The sequence below is a fragment of the Serratia sp. NA_13 genome (assembly GCF_052691735.1).
In genome coordinates this window covers 92,092-115,029 of record NZ_JBQZFV010000006.1, presented here as the reverse complement: position 1 = coordinate 115,029, position 22,938 = coordinate 92,092, and the positions used below count along the sequence as shown (strand labels likewise).

Annotated in this window: 24 protein-coding genes and 3 tRNA genes; 8 read left to right on the top strand and 19 right to left on the bottom strand. The window is 55.8% G+C overall.

Annotated elements, in window-relative coordinates; all coding sequences use genetic code 11:
• Window positions 1-180 precede the first annotated feature (180 nt).
• The 8 genes from ACUTSU_RS11485 to ACUTSU_RS11450 form a co-directional block, all read right to left on the bottom strand.
• Window positions 181-957 carry a TatD family hydrolase gene (locus ACUTSU_RS11485; RefSeq protein ID WP_445651298.1) on the bottom strand — a complete coding sequence of 259 codons (777 nt, stop codon included), beginning with the start codon at window positions 955-957 and terminating at the stop codon, window positions 181-183.
• Window positions 954-2,075, bottom strand: coding sequence for a patatin-like phospholipase family protein (locus ACUTSU_RS11480; RefSeq protein ID WP_445654190.1), 1,122 nt, complete (start codon window positions 2,073-2,075; stop codon window positions 954-956). The genes ACUTSU_RS11485 and ACUTSU_RS11480 overlap by 4 nt, the downstream gene beginning before the upstream one ends.
• Window positions 2,076-2,085: 10 nt before the next feature.
• The gene (locus tag ACUTSU_RS11475; protein WP_012005108.1) at window positions 2,086-2,271 is read right to left on the bottom strand and encodes a CsbD family protein; all 186 of its coding nucleotides are present in this window, start codon (window positions 2,269-2,271) and stop codon (window positions 2,086-2,088) included.
• A 58-nt stretch (window positions 2,272-2,329) separates the two neighbouring features.
• Window positions 2,330-2,491, bottom strand: coding sequence for a DUF1328 domain-containing protein (locus tag ACUTSU_RS11470; protein WP_004857650.1), 162 nt, complete (start codon window positions 2,489-2,491; stop codon window positions 2,330-2,332).
• A 157-nt stretch (window positions 2,492-2,648) separates the two neighbouring features.
• A complete protein-coding gene (gene osmY / locus ACUTSU_RS11465) occupies window positions 2,649-3,263 on the bottom strand; it encodes a molecular chaperone OsmY (RefSeq protein WP_445651296.1) in 615 nt (204 codons plus the stop codon).
• Window positions 3,264-3,940: 677 nt separating this feature from the next.
• Entirely contained in the window at window positions 3,941-5,530 is a 1,590-nt protein-coding gene (gene prfC / locus ACUTSU_RS11460; RefSeq protein WP_445651295.1) for a peptide chain release factor 3, read from the bottom strand.
• 167 nt (window positions 5,531-5,697) lie between these two features.
• On the bottom strand, window positions 5,698-6,141 hold the full coding sequence (gene rimI / locus ACUTSU_RS11455) for a ribosomal protein S18-alanine N-acetyltransferase (protein ID WP_445651294.1): 444 nt from the start codon (window positions 6,139-6,141) through the stop codon (window positions 5,698-5,700).
• The gene (locus tag ACUTSU_RS11450) at window positions 6,086-6,523 is read right to left on the bottom strand and encodes a DNA polymerase III subunit psi (RefSeq protein WP_445651293.1); all 438 of its coding nucleotides are present in this window, start codon (window positions 6,521-6,523) and stop codon (window positions 6,086-6,088) included. The genes rimI and ACUTSU_RS11450 overlap by 56 nt, the downstream gene beginning before the upstream one ends.
• Window positions 6,524-6,804: 281 nt before the next feature.
• Here ACUTSU_RS11450 and rsmC point away from each other — a divergent pair, with 281 nt between their 5' ends.
• The gene (gene rsmC, locus ACUTSU_RS11445) at window positions 6,805-7,848 is read left to right on the top strand and encodes a 16S rRNA (guanine(1207)-N(2))-methyltransferase RsmC (protein WP_445654189.1); all 1,044 of its coding nucleotides are present in this window, start codon (window positions 6,805-6,807) and stop codon (window positions 7,846-7,848) included.
• 62 nt (window positions 7,849-7,910) lie between these two features.
• Here the strand turns inward: rsmC and ACUTSU_RS11440 are convergent, their stop codons facing one another.
• A complete protein-coding gene (locus ACUTSU_RS11440) occupies window positions 7,911-8,903 on the bottom strand; it encodes an aldo/keto reductase (RefSeq protein WP_445651291.1) in 993 nt (330 codons plus the stop codon).
• 130 nt (window positions 8,904-9,033) lie between these two features.
• Here ACUTSU_RS11440 and ACUTSU_RS11435 point away from each other — a divergent pair, with 130 nt between their 5' ends.
• The 4 genes from ACUTSU_RS11435 (at window position 9,034) to ACUTSU_RS11420 (ending at window position 10,388) form a co-directional block, all read left to right on the top strand.
• On the top strand, window positions 9,034-9,978 hold the full coding sequence (locus tag ACUTSU_RS11435) for a LysR family transcriptional regulator (RefSeq protein WP_445651290.1): 945 nt from the start codon (window positions 9,034-9,036) through the stop codon (window positions 9,976-9,978).
• Between the two features lie 72 nt (window positions 9,979-10,050).
• Window positions 10,051-10,137, top strand: a tRNA-Leu gene (locus ACUTSU_RS11430).
• Between the two features lie 34 nt (window positions 10,138-10,171).
• Window positions 10,172-10,258, top strand: a tRNA-Leu gene (locus tag ACUTSU_RS11425).
• Window positions 10,259-10,301: 43 nt separating this feature from the next.
• Window positions 10,302-10,388 (top strand) — tRNA-Leu (locus tag ACUTSU_RS11420).
• An 83-nt stretch (window positions 10,389-10,471) separates the two neighbouring features.
• Here the strand turns inward: ACUTSU_RS11420 and ACUTSU_RS11415 are convergent.
• The gene (locus ACUTSU_RS11415) at window positions 10,472-10,756 is read right to left on the bottom strand and encodes a DUF1435 domain-containing protein (RefSeq protein ID WP_037424165.1); all 285 of its coding nucleotides are present in this window, start codon (window positions 10,754-10,756) and stop codon (window positions 10,472-10,474) included.
• 262 nt (window positions 10,757-11,018) lie between these two features.
• On the opposite strand from ACUTSU_RS11415, the gene ACUTSU_RS11410 reads away from it, so the two are divergent.
• Window positions 11,019-12,092 (top strand): GGDEF domain-containing protein, encoded by a 1,074-nt coding sequence (locus ACUTSU_RS11410; RefSeq protein ID WP_445651289.1) that lies wholly within the window; start codon window positions 11,019-11,021, stop codon window positions 12,090-12,092.
• Between the two features lie 17 nt (window positions 12,093-12,109).
• Here ACUTSU_RS11410 and fucP read toward each other — a convergent pair whose 3' ends face one another.
• The 7 genes from fucP to ACUTSU_RS11375 all read right to left on the bottom strand — a co-directional run bounded on the left by fucP (window position 12,110) and on the right by ACUTSU_RS11375 (window position 18,393).
• On the bottom strand, window positions 12,110-13,339 hold the full coding sequence (gene fucP / locus ACUTSU_RS11405) for an L-fucose:H+ symporter permease (protein WP_445651288.1): 1,230 nt from the start codon (window positions 13,337-13,339) through the stop codon (window positions 12,110-12,112).
• A 23-nt stretch (window positions 13,340-13,362) separates the two neighbouring features.
• Window positions 13,363-13,722 (bottom strand): L-rhamnose mutarotase, encoded by a 360-nt coding sequence (locus ACUTSU_RS11400; RefSeq protein ID WP_445651287.1) that lies wholly within the window; start codon window positions 13,720-13,722, stop codon window positions 13,363-13,365.
• On the bottom strand, window positions 13,719-14,495 hold the full coding sequence (locus ACUTSU_RS11395) for an SDR family oxidoreductase (RefSeq protein ID WP_445654188.1): 777 nt from the start codon (window positions 14,493-14,495) through the stop codon (window positions 13,719-13,721). Before ACUTSU_RS11395 ends, ACUTSU_RS11400 begins: the two co-directional genes overlap by 4 nt.
• Complete coding sequence (locus ACUTSU_RS11390) at window positions 14,473-15,336, bottom strand: amidohydrolase family protein (protein WP_445651285.1); 864 nt, start codon at window positions 15,334-15,336, stop codon at window positions 14,473-14,475. The genes ACUTSU_RS11395 and ACUTSU_RS11390 overlap by 23 nt, the downstream gene beginning before the upstream one ends.
• A 14-nt stretch (window positions 15,337-15,350) precedes the next feature.
• Entirely contained in the window at window positions 15,351-16,628 is a 1,278-nt protein-coding gene (locus tag ACUTSU_RS11385; RefSeq protein ID WP_445651284.1) for an L-fuconate dehydratase, read from the bottom strand.
• 13 nt (window positions 16,629-16,641) lie between these two features.
• A complete protein-coding gene (locus ACUTSU_RS11380; RefSeq protein ID WP_445654187.1) occupies window positions 16,642-17,487 on the bottom strand; it encodes a fumarylacetoacetate hydrolase family protein in 846 nt (281 codons plus the stop codon).
• A gap of 165 nt (window positions 17,488-17,652) precedes the next feature.
• Window positions 17,653-18,393 (bottom strand): SDR family oxidoreductase, encoded by a 741-nt coding sequence (locus tag ACUTSU_RS11375; RefSeq protein WP_445654186.1) that lies wholly within the window; start codon window positions 18,391-18,393, stop codon window positions 17,653-17,655.
• 235 nt (window positions 18,394-18,628) lie between these two features.
• Here ACUTSU_RS11375 and ACUTSU_RS11370 point away from each other — a divergent pair, with 235 nt between their 5' ends.
• The gene (locus tag ACUTSU_RS11370) at window positions 18,629-19,387 is read left to right on the top strand and encodes a FadR/GntR family transcriptional regulator (protein ID WP_445651281.1); all 759 of its coding nucleotides are present in this window, start codon (window positions 18,629-18,631) and stop codon (window positions 19,385-19,387) included.
• Between the two features lie 160 nt (window positions 19,388-19,547).
• Window positions 19,548-20,690 carry a D-alanyl-D-alanine-carboxypeptidase/endopeptidase AmpH gene (ampH, locus tag ACUTSU_RS11365; protein WP_261431783.1) on the top strand — a complete coding sequence of 381 codons (1,143 nt, stop codon included), beginning with the start codon at window positions 19,548-19,550 and terminating at the stop codon, window positions 20,688-20,690.
• Between the two features lie 39 nt (window positions 20,691-20,729).
• Here ampH and hpaC read toward each other — a convergent pair whose 3' ends face one another.
• Both hpaC and hpaB read right to left on the bottom strand, forming a co-directional pair.
• Window positions 20,730-21,245: a 4-hydroxyphenylacetate 3-monooxygenase, reductase component gene (gene hpaC / locus ACUTSU_RS11360; protein ID WP_445651280.1), complete on the bottom strand. Its 516-nt coding sequence runs from the start codon at window positions 21,243-21,245 to the stop codon at window positions 20,730-20,732.
• Between the two features lie 17 nt (window positions 21,246-21,262).
• Window positions 21,263-22,825, bottom strand: a complete 1,563-nt coding sequence (gene hpaB, locus ACUTSU_RS11355) for a 4-hydroxyphenylacetate 3-monooxygenase, oxygenase component (protein WP_445651279.1) — start codon at window positions 22,823-22,825, stop codon at window positions 21,263-21,265.
• Window positions 22,826-22,938 lie beyond the last annotated feature (113 nt).

Sequence of the window (22,938 nt, the reverse complement as noted above, 5' to 3'; positions counted from 1 at the left end):
AAAAAAAGAAATGCATCCCTGTCCGGTTGTACCGCGAGGGTTGCTTATGAGTGATTTCGGGGTGCGATTATACGGAGCGAGAGGATACCCGCACCGATTTATGTCACAAATGTATACAACAGGAAGCAAATGAAAATCTTATAACGTGACATTCATCACGTTTAAGTCGCATTTTAACGCTCAGAGAGTAAATAAGGCGTGAGTGTTGTGTTGCAGATGGGCGGCAATCTCATCCGGGGATTCACAGCGCAGTTGGCACAGCGCATGGAACACTTCCACCGCGCGCTCGGGGCGGTTGGGTTGGCCCTGGTAACCGGCCAGCGGCATATCAGGCGCATCGGTTTCCAATAACAGCGAGGTCAGTGGCAGTTGGGCCATCACATTGCGGGTTTTCTGCGCCCGCTCATAGCTGATGGTGCCCCCTACGCCAATATAATACCCCAAGCGAATAAACGCCTGCGCCTGCGACAGGCTGCCGGCAAAGCCATGTACTACACCACGCCGCGGCACTTCGGTGCGACGCAGCATTGCCGCCAGTTGATCGTGACTGCGGCGCGAATGCAGGATCACCGGCAAATCATATTGCTTTGCCAGCTTCAATTGCGCGGTTAACACCCGCTGTTGCCGTTCGAACTGCGGGTTTGCCATATACAGATCGAGGCCAATCTCCCCCACCGCCACCAGCTTCGGCGGTTGGCTGGCCAGGAATTCTGCCAGTTGCTCCAGCTCCGGTTCATGGTGCTTGGCAATATACAGCGGGTGTAGCCCCAGGGCGGCAAACAGCGGTGGATAATCGCGTGCCAGCTTTAACACCCGCACAAAACGATCGGCGGTCACCGTAGGTACGATAATCCTTCGCACACCCGCTTGCTCCGCCAGTGCCAGGCTTTCAGGCTCATGATCGCTAAAGGGTGGGAAATCGAAATGGCAGTGGGTGTCGGTGAAGTCGTGCATCACAGCAGGCCCCCCTCGCCCGGTGGTACTTCGCCCGGCAAAATAATGTCCATCGCCGCCAACTTGGCTTCCGACGGATTGGCAAGATCACGCGGATGGCTGATGTCGGTAATGATCGGTGAAGGCATGATCACGTTTTCCGGTTGGATCAAACGGCGTGACAGCGCCTTTTTCACCTTCATGCCGTCCAGTTTGTCCTGCTCTACCAGCCAGTGGCCAACGGTCGCCAGGAAGTAGCGCCCGCACTTACGGCCCAGGTGATAGTCCTGATTGAGCGACGTGACACGACTCCCCAGAGCATTACTGGCTAACGGTTTCGGCGGGAAAATCTCGAAGATGCGCAGCTTGCCGGGCGGCTTCTCAATAAACTGCTGGATGCGGTGGTAACTTTGCTCGTGGTGTTGCAGGATGCGCACCATCTGCTGCAGGCTGCTTTCGCTCAGCCAGTGCTCCATGCGTTTCATCCACTGCGGCGTGTAGTACATCTGCGACGGCACGGTGCGGATCACCACGATGGTATCCGCGCCACGGCGATAGGCTTCTTCAACCGGGATCGCATCGCTGATGCCGCCATCCTGATAGCTGACGCCGTCCAACTCCACGCCCATGCGATAAAAACCGGGGATGGCGCTGGATGCTTTGATGGCCGGCAGCCAGCTTTCGCGTTGCGCGGGCAGGTAGGTCGGTTCGAAGTCATCACTGCGGCAGGCACACATCAGGAATTCACGGCCATCAATCAGGCTTTTTTCCGCAACGTCCATCGCCAGCGGTAGCTGTTGGGTAGTGGTATCGAGCAGCCAGTCGAGATCGATAAGATGCCCGCCGCGCACAAAGCGCAACGGGTTAAAGAATTCAGCGGAAGTGGTGTAGCGGGTGATCACCCGTCGCGCGTAGCCCATCTGGCCACAAATAAAAGCCGAGAGGTTTTGCGCGCCGGCAGAAGTGCCGATCATCAGATCAAAAGGATTAAAACGGGCACGCTGGAATTCGTCCAGCACGCCGGCAGTAAAAATGCCGCGCTGCCCGCCCCCTTCACATACCAGCGCCATTTTACCAGGCCGGTAAGGTTTATACGCCAGCGGTTCGATATTGCCGAGCGTGATGGGTATTCTGTATCCCAACCCTGCATCCTCAGTGAGACGTTTTACCCGAGGATACCTTGTCTTGCTCTCTTCCGTAATCCTCTTGCAGTACACCAGAGAGGCAATCATTGCTGCCCATCAGCCAGATGCAGTCGCTGTCAGACCACTGCGCCAACCTCTGACACACCCGGCCCTTCAGCTGTTTCCAGCGTCCGAGGATAATGTCGCTGTTCATGACTGACCTCCCTACTGCGAGAAAACAGATTAAGCTTTGTTACACTTTGAGGATAAAGCTAAGGGCGTCGGCGGCCGGTAAACAGGCTGACCAGGAACAGAATGATCCCTACGACGAAGACGATTTTTGCAGCCCAGGCGGCGGTACCCGCCAGTGAACCAAAACCTAATGCTGCAGCAATCAATGCGATGACTAAAAAGATAATGCCCCAACGAAACATAAGCTTCTCCTTACCATAGTGAAAAAACGCATCGCAATCCGTGCCCTTCTCGGGCGCAACCAGACTACAGGTCAGTTTCTTTTTTTGATGGTGCATCCTGGGCTAGCCTCACGGCTAACCCAGGATTTGGTGCTTGTTGTTACGCTTGCTAAAAAATTTATGGCTTAACGACCAGGTCGTTTTTAACGCTTTTCACACCGTCGATAGCCTTGGCAATGCTTTCAGCACGTTCTGACTGCGCCTGAGTTTTCACTTCACCGGAAAGTTGTACCACACCGTCGGTGGTTTCTACTTTCACGTTACGCGACGGAACAATGTCATCGGCCAGCAGTTTGGCCTTCAGTTCGCTGGTCGTCGCAGTATCACCGGCATAGGCCTTTATGGACTGCTTGCTTTCGTCTTTCACGTGCAGCTTGTCGCTGACGGATTTGACGCCTTCCACCTTACCGGCCACTTCAACCGCGTGCTCGGCCTGCGCCTGGCTGCCGACGAAACCACTCAGGGTGACGGTGCCTTTTTCAGTTTTCACCGAGATATCAGAGCTGGCGATGGTTTTGTCATCAACCAACGCAGTTTTAACTTTAGCCGTTGTTGCGCTGTCATCCATGTAGCCGTCAACTTTTTTCATGGAGCTATCGATTTTGGCACCCGCGCTATCAGCGGCACTTGACGCTTTATTGAGCATGGTGTCTTCAGCCAGCGCGCTGCCACTAACCAGAACGGAACCCAAAACAACAGCCATCAGTGATTGTGCAAATTTAGTATTTTTCATCGATCTCTTCCTTTGGTTGTGGATCCAAAATGGTTACGGATCCTTCAGCCGCCATAACGCGGCCCACTCAGTAATACTTCACGATTTCTATACGTTCAAACATTCACGCTAAACGATTGTTGCCACATCAGGAGTATTGCAACGGCTGTGCCAATCTTAAAAAATCATTTAAAATCAATAACAAAATTAATAACGCTTAGATTTTACGCTAATAAATGTCGCCTATTGACGACAAAACACATCAGTAAAATCCATTTTGCCGCTATGTTATTGATTTACATGACATCACACTGTCTCTGATTGGCAACAGCTCCGAATAACTCACTGCAGTTATGAAAAAAAGCAGTGAATTAAGCTTACCTGATAGGTTATGCCCTGTTAAATATAGACCATATAGCAAAAAAAGCAGGCGCTGCCCGGCAAAACGGTTAGCAATGAGAAATGCAATAACTGGTGAGAGAGGTTAACTAATTAGCAGACTGTGGAGGGGGATGAGTCAGGTCGCCCTTAGGTTGCTGACAAAGCAGGAAAAAGCGTGGTTTTTCCTGCTTTGTGGTGAACAGCCGAAAATCAATAAATTGATTTTCCTGATTTTTATTTATCGACCTCTACTCGCTCTGGGCAGGAATGAGGTTTGTCATCAGTCTGAGGGCGCCCTAAGGCGCTCTGCTGTTCTGTTAGTGCTCACGTGTTTTGCGGAACACCACTTCAGGGTAGCGTTCCTGGGTGATATTCAGGTTAACCATGGTTGGCGCGATATAAGACAGGTTGTCGCCGCCGTCCAGTGCCAGGTTAAGCTCACACTTGCGCTTGAACTCTTCAAACTTCTTCACATCGCTGCATTCCACCCAACGGGCGGTCGAAACGTTGACCGACTCGTACAAGGCTTCCACGTTGTATTCGCTTTTCAGGCGTGCAACCACCACCTCGAACTGCAGCACACCGACCGCACCGACGATCAAATCGTTGCTGGCGATCGGACGGAATACCTGCACCGCCCCTTCTTCAGAAAGTTGCACCAGGCCTTTAAGCAGCTGTTTTTGCTTCAGCGGATCGCGCAGACGAATGCGACGGAACAGCTCCGGTGCGAAGTTCGGAATACCGGTGAATTTCATGTCTTCACCTTGGGTGAAGGTATCGCCGATCTGAATGGTGCCGTGGTTATGCAGACCAATAATATCGCCCGGATAAGCCTCTTCGACGTGCGAACGGTCACCCGCCATAAAGGTCAGGGCGTCGGAGATCACCACGTCTTTACCGGTGCGCACCTGGCGCAGCTTCATGCCTTTCTCGTAGCGGCCGGAGACCACACGCATAAAGGCCACGCGGTCACGGTGTTTAGGATCCATATTGGCCTGGATCTTGAACACGAAACCGCTGAATTTCTCTTCCGCCGCTACCACTTCACGCGTGCTGCTTTGACGCGGCATCGGCGCTGGAGCCCAGGCCACCAGGCCGTCAAGCATATGGTCCACACCGAAGTTACCCAAAGCGGTACCGAAGAATACCGGCGTCAACTCACCGCTCAGGAAAGCTTCATGATCGAACTCGTGGGATGCGCCCTGTACCAGTTCCAGCTCTTCACGCAGCTGCGCGGCCAGGTCTTCACCCACGGCGGCGTCCAGTTCCGGGTTATCCAACCCTTTGACAATACGCACTTCCTGGATGGTGTGGCCTTTACCGGTCTGATAGAGGTAGGTTTCATCCTTGTACAGGTGATAAACCCCTTTAAACAGCTTGCCGCAGCCGATAGGCCAGGTGATCGGTGAACAGGCGATTTTCAGCTCGCGCTCCACTTCATCCATCACTTCCATCGGATCGCGGATATCGCGGTCCAATTTGTTCATAAAGGTCAGGATCGGCGTATCGCGCAGACGGGTAACTTCCATCAGCTTGCGGGTACGATCCTCAACCCCTTTGGCGGCGTCGATCACCATCAGACAGCAGTCGACTGCGGTCAGGGTGCGATAGGTATCTTCAGAGAAGTCTTCGTGCCCCGGGGTATCCAGCAGGTTAACCAAGCATTCACGATACGGAAACTGCATCACCGAGGTGGTGATTGAGATCCCACGCTGCTTTTCCATTTCCATCCAGTCGGATTTCGCATGCTGACTTGAGCCGCGGCCCTTTACCGTACCGGCGGTCTGGATAGCCTGTCCGAATAACAACACCTTTTCGGTAATGGTCGTTTTACCGGCATCGGGGTGCGAGATGATGGCGAAAGTTCTTCTTTTCGAGACTTCGCGGGCAAATTCACTAGGAGGCATGTTTTCAGATTCTACAGTTAGTCCGCCCTGCGAAAGCATCAGAACGCGCCGCGCACGGCGCCAGGCAAAGCGGTAAATAAAAGATAATAGCCGGGCATTTTCGCTGATTTACCAACCGGTGACAATCAATGCTTTTACCAGCGGAAAAGTTAGGACCGAGATGTTCGCTATGCCAACGGCAGCGCCATCACGATCGCGTCTTCGCGCCCATGGGCAGCAGGGTAATAGTTACGGCGGATGGTCACTTCATTAAAGCCGAGATCTTCGTACAGCGCGATGGCCGCACGGTTAGAGGCACGCACTTCCAGCCACAGCGTAAACACGCCACGGGGTTCCAGTTGTTCAATCAGCGCTTCCAGCAATTGACGGCCAAAACCCTGGCGTTGCCAATCGGGATGAATGGCGATATTGAACAACGTGGCTTCATCCAGCACGATTTGGGTGATGGCAAATCCCGCCATCTGCCCGTCGGCTTCCAGTTTCAGATTAAGGTAGCGATCGCCCTGATTACTGGCAAAGGTAGCTTGTGTCCAGGGAAAGGCGTGGCTGGCTTGCTCAATCGTGAAGGCTGTGGCCAGGTCGGCCGCGGTCAGGGTAGAAATCTTGTTCATGATGACAAATCTGCTGCCAGAGTGCGCGTTTGGCACTCGCATCGAGAGAAAGCTCGGCCAGTGCCGGGCTGTATAGCTGCGCGCCGGCCACCGCAAGCTGCGGTGCAACGCCCAGCCGCCAACTGTTGCATTTGGTATCCTCAGGCAACATCGCCACCTGATCCGGCGTCAGACCATAGATTTGCGCCGGGGTCAGCCCCAGGCTGCGCAGCACGTCGCAAAACAGCGGATCGTTATGCTCGGGCAAGGCCTGCGCCACAACCAGTAAACGCACCTCGGGCGGCAGACTGATTGCCACTTCGCCCTGCAACACGCCCGGGCGGCGCAATGTCCACTGCGTAATACCCAGTTGTTGTAACAGCCAGTCGCGTTTTGATGCCATTCCGATTCCTGTCAGGATCTACCCGTTGTGGTGCGCCATGCCTGCCATGCGCCGCGCTATGCTAACAAACCCGCGCGGCCTGCGCCAACATCCCCTTCATCTTTCAGGCTGCAGCGGCGTTGACTTCCCTCGCTCATCCCAGTCACTGAGTTATCTCAGCTCCCGGGAGCTCTCTCGATCGCCGCCTTGCTGGAGCCAGAAAGCTATTGGGCATAAACCCGTCGAACATATCGCCACAAAGCTCTATAATCCCCGGTCTAATTTCTAGGAGCCAAAACCTGATGTCTGCATTAACCCCCGCCAGTGAAGTCATGCTGCGCCACAGTGATGAGTTTATCGAACGCCGCGTTCTGTTCGCCGGTGACCTGCAGGACGCCCTGCCGGCCCAATTTGAGGCCGCGGATGTGCGTGTCCATACCCAGCAATACCATCACTGGCAGTTACTGAACCGGGCGATGGGTGACAACGTGCAGTACGGCCTGACCGTAGACGCTGCGTTCGTCGCCGAGTGCGATACGCTGATCTACTACTGGCCGAAGAGCAAACAGGAAGCGCAATTCCAGCTGTGCAACATTCTGGCACTGCTGCCGGTAGGTGCCGACGTGTTCGTGATCGGTGAGAACCGCAGCGGTGTGCGCAGCGCCGATCAGATGGTGGAAGACTACGCCCGGCTTGTGAAAATCGACAGCGCCCGCCGCTGTGGCCTGTATCACGGTCGCCTGGACACCCAGACCGAATTCAACCTGGAAGACTGGTGGGAAAGCTATCAGTTGCACGATCTGGAAGTGAAAACCCTGCCGGGCGTGTTCAGCCGCGACGCGCTGGATGTCGGTAGTTCACTGCTGCTGTCAACGCTGGATAAACACATGAAAGGCAAAGTGCTGGACGTGGGCTGCGGTGCCGGTGTGATGGCCTCGGTGCTGTCCAAACTGTCGCCAAAAATGAAGCTGACCCTTAGCGACGTCAACGCCGCAGCCATTGAATCGAGCCGCGCGACGCTGGCCGCCAACGGCATTGAAGGCGAAGTGATCGTCAGTAACGTCTATTCCGACATTACCGGCCGTTTCGACCTGATCATCTCCAACCCACCGTTCCATGACGGGCTGCAAACCAGCCTGACGGCGGCGGAAACCCTGATCCGCGGCGCATTAAAACATCTGCCTATCGGCGGTCGTCTGCGCATCGTGGCCAACGCCTTCCTGCCGTACCCGGATATTCTGGACGCCACCTTCGGCAGCCATGAAGTGCTGGCACAAAACGGCCGCTTCAAGGTGTATCAGGCGACGGTCGGCCGTCCGCCACGCGATCCGAAAAAGAAAAAATAAGTCACTCCGACCCGCAAAAATCGGGGATCAGGGCGCAGCGTTCACACGCCGCGCCCTTTTTTTCATCCGTTGATATAGGTCATCGACTCTGCGCCATAGCGTGCGCCTGCCGCCGCCTGCAACGGGAACACCGCCTCAATCGCCGCCAGTTCCGTCTGGCTCAGCGTCAGTTCGACCGCCGCAATGTTCTCTTCCAGATAACGTCGGCGCTTGGTCCCCGGGATCGGCACAATATGTTCGCCTTGCGCCAATACCCACGCCAATGCCAGCTGTGAAGGTGCTACGCCTTTCTGTTTGGCCAATTCAGTCACTTTCGCCACCAGTTCCAGATTGCGGGCAAAGTTTTCCCCCTGGAAACGCGGGTTGCTGCGGCGGAAGTCGTCGGCGTCCAGATCTTCCGGCCGTTGAATAGCTCCGGTCAGAAAACCTCGCCCTAACGGGCTGTAAGGTACAAAACCAATTCCTAAACGTTCACAGGCCGCCAATACCCCTTGTTCAGCATCACGCGTCCACATTGAATACTCGGTCTGCAATGCGGTTATCGGATGCACCTTATGCGCACGCTCCAGCGTAGCGACCGAAGCCTCACTCAACCCGATGTAACGGATTTTACCTTCGCTGATCAGGTCTGCCATTGTGCCCACCACCTCTTCGATCGGCACTTCTGGATCCACACGATGCTGGTAATAAAGATCTATCACCTCAACCCCAAGCCGCTGCAGGCTGCCTTCTACCGAACGACGGATATACTCCGGCCGACTGCTGACGCCCCGGGCGTCGGGATCGGCCGGATCGCGCAGGATGCCAAATTTGGTGGCCAGGAAGACCTGCTGCCGTTTGCCCTTGATCGCTTTACCAATCAGCTGTTCGTTGGTGTGCGGGCCGTACATGTCAGCGGTATCGAGCAGGGTGACCCCCAGCTCCAATGCCCGGTGCAGTGTGGCGATAGCCTCTTTCTCATCCTGAGCCGTCGAATAGAAATCACTCATCCCCATACAGCCCAGCCCCAGGGCAGAAACGGTCGGGCCATTGGGACCTAATTGACGTTGTTGCATTGTGTTGCCCTCATGCGGTTTTCATCAGCGGAGTGCTGGTACAACTGAGTCTGGTTGTTTACCCTGAAAAGATAAATAATGCAGATTGCACATCACTATTCAAAAATCGCTAACAATACGGAGCGGCAAAATGGATCAGATCCAGGCCATGCGCATTTTCACCCGCATCGTCGAACTGGGCAGTTTCAGCCGCGCAGCCGAGCGTTTGCAGTTACCGCGTGCCACGGTCAGTAATGCGCTCAAACGGCTCGAGCAGCGCCTCGGCGTCCGTTTGTTGATCCGCACTACCCGTCAGGTACAGGTGACCAGCGAAGGCACGCTTTATTATCAGCGCTGCGTGCAGTTGCTGGGAGCGCTGGAAGAAGCAGACACGCTGTTCAGCCACCATAAACTGCAGCCTTCTGGCAAGGTACGCATTGATATGCCCCATTCGCTGGCGCGTGAAATCGTGATCCCCGCTCTGGATGACTTTTACCAACGCTATCCGGATCTGACCCTGGCGTTGGGCGCCAACGATACTCATGTTGATCTGCTGCGCGAGGGAGTCGATTGTGTACTGCGTGCCTGGGAAACCGAAGATGACAGCCTGGTGGCACGGCGCATCGCCATGTTGCCCCAGTTAACCTGCGCCTCTCCCGGCTATCTGGCCACGTTCGGCGTCCCCCAGTCGATTGACCAGTTGCAGCAGCATCAGACGGTAGGCTATTTTTCCCTCGCCAGTAATCGTAATTACCCGCTGGAGTTTTGCCGCAACGGCAAAGTGGAATTGCGCGAATTGCCCGCCAGGCTGAGCGTCAGCGGTGCCGATGCCTACACCAGCGGCTGTCGCGCTGGCATGGGTCTGATACAGGCGGCACACTACTCACTGGCCCCCTGGTTGCAGAAGGGGGAATTAGTCGAAGTGTTGGCGGAAACCCCGCCGCCGCCAATGCCAATTTACATCATGTATCCCCCCGGTCGTTTCCTTGCGCCCCGGGTCAGAGTATTGATTGACTGGCTGATTTGGCTGTTTGAACAGTATCAACCGCCCAAAACGGACGTTTTTCCAGCAAACACCCGCAAACAGGGGAAATAACTATTGACGTCCCCACCAAAATCTCTAGAATTCGCCTCCGTGGTACGTTACTCCGGTAATGTTTCTTGGAATGCGAAGGTGGCGGAATTGGTAGACGCGCTAGCTTCAGGTGTTAGTGTCCTTACGGACGTGAGGGTTCAAGTCCCTCTCTTCGCACCAAATAACCACATGATTTATATTGCACAGCATCAATGCGAAGGTGGCGGAATTGGTAGACGCGCTAGCTTCAGGTGTTAGTGTTCTTACGGACGTGAGGGTTCAAGTCCCTCTCTTCGCACCAAGCTGGTGATATAAATCGAAAGCAAAATAAAGATATCGGCTGTGCGAAGGTGGCGGAATTGGTAGACGCGCTAGCTTCAGGTGTTAGTGTTCTTACGGACGTGAGGGTTCAAGTCCCTCTCTTCGCACCAATCGATAACTCTCTCCGGTAATATCCCCAAAGCAATCCCCAATTGAACGATGATGAACACGCGAAAGCGTGGTTTTTGCGTTTTCAGCCCAGATTGAAGTTCAGACCGATAGCAGCCAGTCCGCCGGCCAGCGCCATGCAGGAAGGCAGCAACAGGTAGTGACGCCAGCGACTATTGAACAGCATCACCAGGGTGGCCAGCATGGCAATCACAATCAGCGTGCGCAATTGCATCATATCCAGGTTGATCAATGCCAGTAACGGCATCAAGGCGCAGGGCAGTAAAACGCCCCAGGCGCTGGCCAAACGGTTACCCAGGCACCAACTGACGCCCCACAACCCACACGCGGTAATCATGGCTGCAATCATGATAACCCTACCCTTCAAGTGATAATGATAACTAATATCATATAACATTTTTTTTCACTGCGCATCATTTCCGCCACGGCGCTCAAACGCGGATGACATAGCGGTTGAAAAATGATAATTTGCCATAAGAAAATTCTTAGTCTAATTCGCATGTTAATAATCACAATCTACAACCATACAATGTGAGTGTTTAATTCCCACCGACAGAATTTTTCGCAACCTTACCTTTTCGAAAGATCGATATTGTAAAGAGTGAACTCCGATGAACGCGCGTTCTTATCAGGAACTGCTGAACAGCAAACACCGCTTATCATTATTTTTATTTTTATTGATGAACGCTGCCTCTTCCGTATTTACATTATTAGTCCCGTTTCAAAACAAACCCACTTTTACCCTGCCTTTATTAGGTATACCGCTATTTTGTCTGGCGGCACTATTATTTACCCTCCAGTCTCCGCGGTTATATGTCAGAAAACTGAATCTATTTTCCTGCGTTCTTGGTCTGCTGTGGGCAACGCATATTTACCTTAAAAGTCAGCACTGTGCGCCGAACAACCAAAGTTTTCTATTAATTAGCCTGTTCAGTATGTTCTTTATCAGCGCCATTGCCTTAACCGATAACTTTATCGCCTTTTGCCTGCACGCCGTTCCGTCCGCATTAGTCATTCTATTACTGGACGGTATGCACAATACCATGCGGATAGTATTCACCACGGTATTGCCGATTATCGCGTTCTCTATCCACCACCTGATGCTTAAACGCAGTGAACACTTTACTCAAACGCTGGTGGCTAATCTGTATAACGAACGGGACAGATTCAGCAATTTAAGCATGATCGATCCCTTAACCGGGCTTTATAACCGCCGTGGCATGGAGAATAAAATCAATATGTTGCCGGCAGCCGCGTCAGAAAGCCATTTCGTTCTACTGCTCGATATCGATCACTTCAAGGCTTATAACGATAATTATGGCCACACCATGGGTGACCAGGCGCTGGTGCAGGTCGCCATCACCATCCGCGATTCGGTACGTTCACGCGATATCGTGGTGCGTTACGGTGGGGAAGAGTTTCTGGTGCTGTTGACCAACGTGAGCGAGGATTATGCCACTCAGGTGGCTGAGCGGGTGCGTCAGCGGGTGCAGGGATTAAAAATCCCACATCGCTTTAATCAGTTTGAAACCACCACGGTCACGCTCAGTGCCGGAATTTCCGTGTTGCACGAGCTGGATGTCGCCTCGGCAATCCGGGCGGCCGACGCCGCGTTATACCAAGCAAAAAACAGCGGCCGCAATAACATTAAACTGGCCCAAATCATACAGCCCACCGCTGGCTAAGCCGGCGGGCTGTGAGCTTAGCGGCGGCGCTGCTGCAAGCCGTAAGCAAACACCACGGCGAAGCACAGCAGTGGCAGACAATACGACAACGCCGTGCTGTACCTGTCCGCCAGCGCCCCCATAAAGTAAGGCATGATGGCGCCGCCAACAATCGCCATGATCATAAAGGAGCTGGCGCGCTTGGTGTGTTTACCCATGTTTTTCACCCCGAGGGCGAAAATGGTCGGGAACATGATCGACATAAAGAAGAATACGGCGATCAGCGCCACCACCGAGATGCCATCCATACTGAGCATGACGACCCCGCACAGCACAATGTTGACCAGCGAGTAAACCATCAACAGCGTGGCCGGTTTGACCCTGCCCATCAGCCAGGTACTGAAAAAGCGCCCGACCATAAAGCAAATCATGGCGATAGAGAGCAGATAGGACGCGCTTTGGTTGGAAACGTCGCTCCAGTGTTCGGTGGCGTAGTTAATAAAGAAGGCGCCGACACCGACCTGTGCCGCCACGTAGAAGAACTGGGTGATCACCCCGCCAACAAAGTGCTTGTGCTGCCACAACCCCTGAGCAATTTCACCGTGCTCCGGCCGTTCTTCCTCGCGAATGTCCGGTAACCGGGTGCGACTGAACAAAAAGGCAATCAGCAACACCAGCACGGCGATCGCCACATAGGTCATCTTCACCGCGCTTTGGTCACCGCTGCCAGCACCCTGGGTAGCAGAGAAAAACAGCGTGCCGCCGATCATCGGGCCGATAAACTGTCCTAACCCGTTAAACGACTGGGAAAGGTTCAAGCGTCTTTCCGCTCCCTGTGCGTCCCCCAATACCGTGGCGTAAGGGTTGGCGGCGGTTTCCAGGCAACCCAGCCCGCAGGCAATGACAAACAGTGCGAACAGGAACATGCCAAAACTGTTGGCGGAAGCCGCCGGCACAAACAGCAATGCCCCCAGCGCATACAGGCATAGTCCGATCAGAATGCCGGCTTTGTAGCCTTTTTTATCCATAAAATAGCCGGCAGGCAGCGCCACCAGGAAGTAGGCACCGAAATACGCTGCCTGTAATAATCCCGACTGCGCCTTGGTCACGTGCAGCGTTTCCTGAAAGTGCTTATTTAATACGTCCAGCAGGCCATATGACAGCCCCCACATAAAGAACAGGCTGGTAACCAGGATAAAAGCCCAGCGCAGATTGGCCGTCGCCTTGGCACCCACCTGAGGTGGGGCAGCAGTTTTTTCAGCAAGCATTGATATATCCTCGGTAGGGTAAGTTATTGTTGTTTCAAAGAGAATATCCGCTCCATTACCACCCATTTTTCGCCTTGCGGCGTCCAGGGGGTGGCCACCTGGTAGTGCCACATCAGGGCTTCCCAGCGCTGCACGTGGGGATTGCTCAAACCGGCGGCGTCAAACCGCTCGGCATTGAATCCGCTACTGACTTCAACAATCATGAACAGCCGGGTACCCAGTCGGTAAATCTCCATATCCAGGATGCCGTGCTCACGCAGGTGAGTGGCAATTTCTGGCCAGATGCGTTGGTGATAGGCCAGGTATTCCTCGATCAATGCCGGTGAGTCGACCAGATCGAGCGCCTGACAGAAGCGCTGCCCCGTCCCCGTCACGCCACTCATGTGATCGCCCGGTCAAGATGCAGATAACCCCCGTCCACCGACAGCCACTGTCCGGTGGTGTGCGACGAACGCGAGGAAATCAAAAACACCACAGTGTTGGCAATTTCCTGCGGTGTGGTCATCCGCTGTTCGAAAGGAATGCGCGCGGTAATTTTCTCGAGCTGCTGCTCCGGCTGCTCAAAGGTATTGATCCAGCGTTGGTACTGCGGCGTGATCACCTCCGCCGGTACCACCGCATTGACCCGTACCCCTTCATGGCGCAGCGACACCGCCCACTCGCGTGTCAATGCCAGCACCGCGCCCTTGGCGGCGGTATAGCCACTGGTGCCACCCTGCCCGCTCAGAGCAGTCTTGGAGGCGATATTGACGATCGCCCCCTTGCCGGCTTGCAACGCCGACTGGCACAGGTGCGCCATCAGGTAGTAATGAATCAGGTTTTTCTCCAGCGATCCGACAAAGGCCTCACGCCCGGCCTCCAGCCCTACCCCATCGTTAACCCCGGCGTTATTCACCAAGGCATCGATACGGCCAAAGGTTTCCTGCGTTTGCGCCACCGCCCGCCGGCACTGCTGTTCTTCACACAAATCGGTGATAATCACCGTGCTCCGTGGCTGCAAGCGACGCAGCTGCGCCAGAAACTCGGCCTCCGGCATGGCGTTAGTGACCATCACCGGGATTGCCCCTTCTTCAGCCAGCAGTTGGGAAACAGCCGCACCGATGCCGGAGCCGCCACCGGTAACAATCACCACCTTATCTTTCAGATACAGATCCATAACCCGACTCCGTTAACCCATAAATTCGGCAGGCCGTGCCCCCCCAAATCTCCGCCTGCTGCGAAGGACTCAGCGTGGCGATGGCCTGCTCATTCAGTTGATAAACCTGGCCGTAATCACCCGCCAGCAGGCACACCGGCCAGTCAGAACCGAACATCAGCCGTTGTGGACCGAACACCTCCAGCGCCGCCTCAAAAAATGGCAATAGCTGAGAGGCCTGCCAATCGCCGCCAGGCACTTCGGTGATTAACCCGGAAAGCTTGCAGACCACGTGCGGCAACGCTGCCAGGGGTTTGATTTGCTGCGCCCAATGTTCTGCCCCCTGGGCGATATCCGGTTTGCCGAGATGATCCAGCACCAGCCAGTAATCGTCGTGTTCAGCGGCAAACTGCGCCGCCGCCGACAAATGCCGATGAGTGACCAGAATGTCGTAAACGTACCCCTGTCGCTGCAACGCCTGCATACCGCGTCGCACCTCCGATCGCGCCAGCCAGGCGTCCGGCTGCGGCTCGTCTTGCACCAGATGACGCCACCCGCGCAGCAGCGGTTGTTGGCGCCATTCCTCAAGCCGCTGCGGTAGCTGCGGCGCGGTGATGTCCAGCCAACCCACCACCCCGCACACACCACAGCTTTGCTGCGCCAGTGTCAGCAGCGTCTGGGTTTCCTGCTCGCACTGCCGGGCCTGCACCACCAGCGCACCGTCAAAACCCTGCTGTTGCAGCAGGGGGGCGAGCTGCTTTGGGCCAAAATCCTGTTGCAACACCGTCATCTGCTCGCTGATCCACGGATAGCGTTGCGGATGGTAATGCCAGTAATGTTGGTGAGCATCGATACGCAGCATGGCGTGTTTCCCGTTCAACCGCGGAACCGGTACTGTTCGAGCGACGCCACATGCATCTCAATCGAATAGCCGGGATTGAGCGGTGGCATATAGGCCGCCCCCTTGACCTCACAGGGATGGACAAAATGTTCATGCAGATGATCGACGTATTCGATCACCCGGCCATCGTGGGTACCGGCAATGCACAGGTAGTCGATCATCGACAGATGCTGAACGTATTCGCACAGCCCCACGCCACCGGCATGCGGACACACCGGCAGATGGTATTTGGCCGCCATCAGCATCACCGCCAGCACTTCGTTGACCCCACCGAGACGGCAGGCGTCAATCTGCACCACGTCAATCGCTTCGCGCATAATGAACTGCTTGAACAGGATGCGGTTTTGGCACATCTCGCCGGTGGCCACCTTGACCGGATGCACCCCCTCGCGGATACGGCGGTGTCCTTCCACATCATCCGGGCTGGTCGGCTCTTCGATAAACCAGGGTTTGGCGAACGCCAGGTGCTTCACCCAGGGAATGGCGTCGTTGACTTCCCATACCTGATTGGCGTCGATCATCAGTTGACGATCGGGGCCGATCACCTCGCGGGCGATGCGCACCCGGCGGATATCATCTTCCAGATCGCGCCCGACCTTCAGCTTCAGGTAGGAGAAACCGGCGTCGACCGCTTCCTGGCACAACCGGCGCAGCTTATCGTCCGGGTAACCCAGCCAACCGGCAGAGGTGGTATAGCAGGGGTAGCCGTCCTGAAGCAGCCTTTCCAGGCGCTGCTCCTTGCCTTGCGCCCGCTGTTTGAGCAGGGTAAGCGCTTCCTGTGGCGTAATGCAGTCAGTGATGTAGCGAAAATCAATGCAGCGCACCAGCTCCTCTGGCGTCATCTCTGCCACCAGCCGCCATACCGGTTTACCCTCGGCCTTGGCCCACAGATCCCAAACCGCGTTGATCACCGCTCCGGTCGCCAGGTGGATCGCTCCCTTGTCCGGGCCGATCCAGCGTAACTGGCTGTCACCGGTAAAACGCCGCCAGAAGGCCCCCATATCGGTGGTGATCTCTTCAAGCCGGACCCCGACGATCTGATGCTCCAGCGCACGGATCGCCGCGCAGCAAATCTCATTGCCGCGGCCAATGGTAAAGGTCAGCCCGTGGCCGGTCAGATCGTCGCGATCGGTCTCCAGGATCACGTAAGCCGCCGAATAGTCCGGATCCGGATTCATCGCGTCGGATCCCTCCAGCGCCAGCGAGGTGGGGAAGCGGATATCTTCAACCCGCAGTGCGGTAATTGTGGTCATGGCATGCTCCCCATCAGGCTTGTACGGTTGTTTGACGCTGTTCACCCAATCCCTCAATGCCCAGACGCATCGTCTGCCCGGCCTTCAGGTAGAGAGGTGTGGGCTTTTGCCCCATGCCGACGCCCGGCGGCGTGCCGGTAGAAATCACATCACCCGGTTGCAGGCTCATAAAGCGGCTCAGATAGCTGATAATTTGTGGAATGCGGAAAATCATGGTGCTGGTATTGCCGTCCTGATAGCGTTTGCCGTCCACTTCCAGCCACAGATTCAGGCTATGGGGATCGGCAATTTCATCGGCAGTCACCAGCCAGGGGCCGGTGGGGCCAAAGGTGTCACACCCCTTGCCTTTGTCCCAGGTGCCGCCGCGTTCGATTTGGAATTCACGCTCCGAGACGTCGTTAATTACGCAGTAACCGGCAACGTGCTGCATCGCGTCCTGCTCGCTGATATAGCGCCCGCCCTGACCAATGATCACCCCCAGTTCCACTTCCCAATCGGTCTTGAGCGAGTCTCGCGGGATCTGCACCCGATCGTTCGGCCCGACCACCGCACTGGTCCACTTGCTGAACACCACTGGCTCAGAGGGGATCGCTGCGCCGGTTTCCGCCGCATGGTCGGCGTAATTGAGACCAATGCAGATAAACTTGCCGATGTGGCCCACACAGGCCCCCAAACGCGGCTGTCCAGCCACCTTCGGCAATTGATTGATGTCCAGCGCGCGCAGTTGGTCCAACGTGGCAGGCAACAGTGCGTCACCACTGAGATCGGCGATGTGCTGCGAGAGGTCATGGATCTGACCCTCAGTGTCCAATATCCCTGGGCGTTCCTGCCCCGGTACGCCATAACGTAAAAGTTTCATTCAGTCCTCTCCAGGAAAGTGGAGGAATGGGTCACCAGACGTCGTGAGTGTAGGCAGTTTGAGTGCGGACAGCGCGCAGGCCCCGGAGCGTACACGGAGTACGTGAGGAGTCCGAGCACTGCCCAATCTCAAAATGGCAAACGCAACAGCCTGCTGGCCTATTCCTCAGTTACTCCAACCGCCATCGATAATCTGTACCGTACCTGTGGTATAGGAACTGGCGTCGGACGCCAGATACAGCGCCAACTGGGCAATCTCGTCGGTGGTGCCGATGCGGCCAATCGGCTGACGGGCAACAAACGCCTGATACACCTCTTCTTCGCTAAGGTCCTGCTCGCGTGCCTGCTCGGCTATGCGCTGGCGCAACGACGGCGATTCCACCGTACCGGGACAAATGGCGTTGCAACGGATGCCCTGGGTGACGTAGTCCGCCGCTACCGACCGCGTCAGGCCAATCACTGCCGCCTTGGTGGCGCTGTAGGCAAAGCGGTTCGGTACCCCCTTCACGCTGGAGGCGACCGACGACATATTGATAATCGAACCGTTTTTGCGTGCCAGCATGCCGGGCAGAAAGGCACGGATCATGCGGAACATCGCCGTCACATTCAGATCGAGGGCGAACGCCCACTGCTGTTCGCTGCACTCGAGGATCGAGCCGCTATGCACCACACCGGCACAATTGAACAACACGTCGACAGGTCCGAGAGTTTCCGCAGCCGCAGCGATCGCTACGGGATCGGTGACGTTCAGCGTCATCGGCTGAATACCGGCCAGCCCCTGCAGCTGGTCGGTGTTGATATCGGTGGCGATCACCTCGGCCCCCGCATCGGCAAACAGTCTCGCGGTGCTAAAGCCAATCCCCTGACCCGCAGCGGTGATCAGTACGCGTTTTCCGGTTAAATTCATTTTATCTCCCTTGGCCTAAAGGCCTAATGGTCAGGCCATTAAAGGCGGTTAAAGGTCAGGCCTTTAACATGACAAAAGACGCTTTACGCGTTATGGTTTGGTGATAATGTGATGAGACACACTTAAAACAGCATTTTTATTAACCAATTTTTTACACCTGATTAACCATTACTCAAGCGGCTTGAGCAATATTTGTGCGCAACATCACTTAACATCGAACAACCCAAGGTAAAAAATGCCGATCACCAGACTGGAAAACCCACGTATTTACAGACAGATAGCCGACCAATTGAAGCGGCTCATCGATAATAACGAATTTCCTCCAGGCAGCCGCCTGCCGTCCGAACGCGATCTGGCCCAGCAGTTACAGGTCAGCCGCGCCTCCGTGCGTGAGGCGCTGATCGCGCTCGAAGTGATTGGTCTGGTGGATGTCAAAGTCGGCAATGGGGTGATTGTCCGGGCACAAACGCCGACCATGGTTTCGCAGGAGCCGGTGATGGCACAGGCCGGGCGCGGTCAGTGGGCGGAAATCGACGATGAGTTGAATATCGAGCTGGATTTTAATGCCGAACTGCCGCCATTTTCGTTGCTGCAAACCCGTTTATTGATCGAACCGGAAACCGCCGCGCTGGCGGCACGCCATGCTACCGAACAGGAATTGGCGGGTATCCGTACCGCCTACGAACAAAACTGCCGTGATAACCGTGAAGGCTCGGCCACCCACCCCGGCGACCGCCTGTTCCATATCCGCATCGCCCAGGCCAGCGGCAACCCGGCCTACGCATTTATCATCGGCCACCTGCTCGGACACCGATATGGCAGCATGTTCCGCGTGTTGCAACGCAACTATACGCCGGACGATATGTCACACCGCTCCGAACAGGAACATCAGGCCATTCTGGCGGCGATCGAGGCGCGTGACGTGCGCGGTGCGCGTAAAGCGATGAAAGCCCATCTGGACGAAGTGATAGCCATTTTCACCCGCGCGCAATAGGGCGATCCGGCGACACCAGGGCGGCAGAAAATTATTTATCAAACCGCTCTTTTTTCCACATGCAGCCAGGGCCGAGGCACATTACACTGACAACAGAAAAGACCGGGTCATACTGCGGCCACGGCCTCTCCCTGTTGCCTTTTAAAATGGATAACCACCGTTGAAGAACTCTTTCTCCGCTTCATTGCTGGCGCTCGGCCTTTGTGCCGCCCCGCTGGCCGCGCAGGCCGCCGCCCCGCAGCTGGCTTCGCAAATCGTCGACCAGTATGCCGAACATATTTTCTATAACAGCGGTGCCACCGGTATGGCGCTAGTGGTGATCGACGGTAACCAGGTGGTTAACCGCAGTTTCGGTGATACCAAACCGGGTAATAACCTGCGTCCGCGCCCGGACTCGCTGATCCGCATCGCCTCCATCACCAAACTGATGACCAGTGAAGTGATGGTCAAGATGGCGGCGGAAGGCCGGGTCAAACTCAACGATCCGCTGCGCAAATATGCCCCACAGGGGGCTTACGTACCGGCTTATAACGCTCGCCAACCGATCACTTTGCTGAACCTGGCAACCCACACCAGCGCCCTGCCGCGTGAACAGCCGGGCAAGAAGCCGCCGAAAACGCCGGTCTTTACCTGGCCGACCAAAGCACAGCGCTGGCAGTGGCTGGAACATGCCAATGTTACGGTGCCACCGGGCGTGCGCGCCTCCTATTCCAACCTGGCGTATGATCTGCTGGCGGATGCGCTGTCGCGTGCAGCAGGCAAGCCTTACACCGCGCTGCTGAAGGAAAAAATCACCGCGCCGCTCGGCATGGTTGACACCACTCTGACCCCAAGTGCCGAACAGTGCTCACGCCTGATGGTGGCTTCCGCCGGCCCGAGTGCCTGCCGTGATACCACCGCCGCGGCCGGTAGCGGTGGCGTTTACTCCACCCCACGCGACATGCAGCGCTGGATGCAACAATTCCTTAGCTCCAACGTCTCGGGGGCACGTAAATCGACCGCCGCCAGCGAACAGACCATGTACTTCCAGCGCAACGATCTAGTGTCGCTAAAAGGCATGGACGTACCGGGTGAAGCCAGTGCGCTGGGTCTGGGCTGGGTGTATATGGCACCGAACGGCGAACTGCCGGGGATTATTCAGAAAACCGGTGGTGGTGGTGGCTTTATTACCTATATGGCGATGATCCCGCAGAAAAACGTTGGGGTATTTGTGGTGGTGACCCGCTCGGAGCTGAGCAAGTTCACCAACATGAGCGATCCGGTGAACCGACTGGTGAGTGATTTGGCGGCGAATAAAAGTTGATGTTATCGGGCGCAGCAGTGAACTGCGCCCCCACAATCTTCAGGCCAGAGCCAGCCTTTCGTGCATCACCGGATGGAAGTTACGCTTGAAGTAGATCAGGCCGTTACCGGCGGCACTGACTACGATCTTGCGGATCTGCACCAGATACACCTGATGGGTGCCGATGCTTTGGATCTGCTCGATCTCCCCTTCCAGGCTGGCCAGCGTGTTACGCAACACCGGCTGCCCCAGTGCGCCACTCTGCCAGTCATCCAGACGGAAACGCTCTTCCATGCTGACCTCGGTCATACCGGCAAAGTGGCGTGCGATCAGCTCCTGCTCATGATTCAACACGTTGACGCACAGCCGTTGGTTGGCCTGGAAAACCGGGTTCATCGCGCTGTTGCGGTTAATGCACACCAGCAGCGTTGGCGGCGTATCGGTCACCGAGCACACTGCGGTGGCGGTAATACCGCAGCGTCCTGCCGGGCCGTCGGTGGTGACGATATTCACCGCGGCGGACAGGCTGGCCATGGCGTCGCGAAACAGCAGACGGTGTTCATTTTCCTGAGACATACAAACCTCCTTTCGGATCACTTAAGCAGTTTATCCAACTGATTAATATCGTCATTATTATGCAGATGCGGCACTTTCCAGCCGTGCTGGTCATAGTCGGACAGGCATTTGTCGACCATTTCCATCATCTTGCCCATGGTGCCGGATCCCTGCGCCTGACGCAGGCATTGCAGGCGGATCTCGTCCTGGCTGCCGGCGTAGTTGATCTCATACAGTTCATGACGGCCGCCGAACTCACTGCCGATCGCATCCCACATCAGTTTGAGGATCTTGATGCGTTCGACATGATCCATCCCGTTGGAGCCACGTACATAGCGGGACAGATATTTGTCGATTTCCGGGTTATTCATGTCGCGCACGCTGGACGGCAGGTAAATCAGGCCGCTGGTGACGTTCTTTTCGATGATGTTCTTCACCTTGGCGTAGGCCATCGGCGCCATCACGCGATAAGTCTGCAGCGCGGCGGAATCCGGTAAATAGGCACCGTTTTCCCACTTGGTAGCCTCGGCGCACATCGCATCGGTCAGCGACCAGAACAGATTGCGCCAGGCCACCACTTCGCCAAGATCGGCCTGAACGCCACGGAACTCCAGCACACCGGTGCAGGCCAGGCTCTTTTGCAGCAGCGCGGTAATAAAGTCCATCTTCACCGCCAGACGAACACAGGCCTGCAGCGGGAACAAGCGGGCGAAACCACCCTCGGTGCTCCAGCGGCGGCAACGATCGAAATCGCGATAGATCAGCACGTTTTCCCATGGGATCAGCACATGATCCATAATCAGGATCGCATCGTTCTCATCAAAACGGCTCGAAAGCGGATAATCGAATGGCGATCCGGTGGCACCGGCGACCAGTTCATAGGAGGCGCGAGAAATCAACTTCACCCCTTCGGCATCCATAGGTGCGACAAACATCAGCGCAAAGTCCGGGTTGTCACCCATTACCTGAGCCGAGCCGAAGCCGATAAAGTTGTAGTGGGTCAGCGCCGAGTTGGTGGCGACCACCTTGGCACCGCTGACGATAATGCCGGCGTCGGTTTCCTTTTCCACCTGAATAAATACGTCTTTCACTTCGTTGACCGGCTTGTGGCGGTCGATCGGCGGGTTGACGATGGCGTGGTTAAAATACAGACCGGTTTCCTGAATGCGTTTGTACCAGTGGCGCGCGTTGTCGGCGAACTGGCCGTAAAACGCCGGGTTAGCGCCCAACGCAGATCCGAAAGCCGCCTTGTAGTCCGGGGTGCGCCCCATCCAGCCATAGCTCTGACGCGACCAATCGGCGATGGCATCACGCTGTTGACGCAACTCATCCGGGCTGCGGGCGTAACGGAAGAATTTGTGGGTGTAGCCGCCGTTGCCGGTATCGGTGCCCCAGCACAGACGGTCCTGGCTGACCGGATCGTGCAGCGAGTCGTACAACTGGCCGACCGAGGCCGCCGCGTTACGGAATGCCGGATGGGTGGTAACGTCCTTCACCCGCTCGCCATAGATATAAATTTCGCGGCCGTCCTGCAAACTCTTCAGGTATTCGTCACCGGTGAACGGGCGTTTGTTGTCAGCACGAAAGTCTTCAGGTTTCATTTAAGTCTTCCTCGTAATCGGCATTTTATGGGCGGCGGACCCGGCCACTTGTTAAAATAATGTTTTCTTTTGGTTGCTTAATTGAAGCCCCCAACGCCGATTTCGAGAAGAGA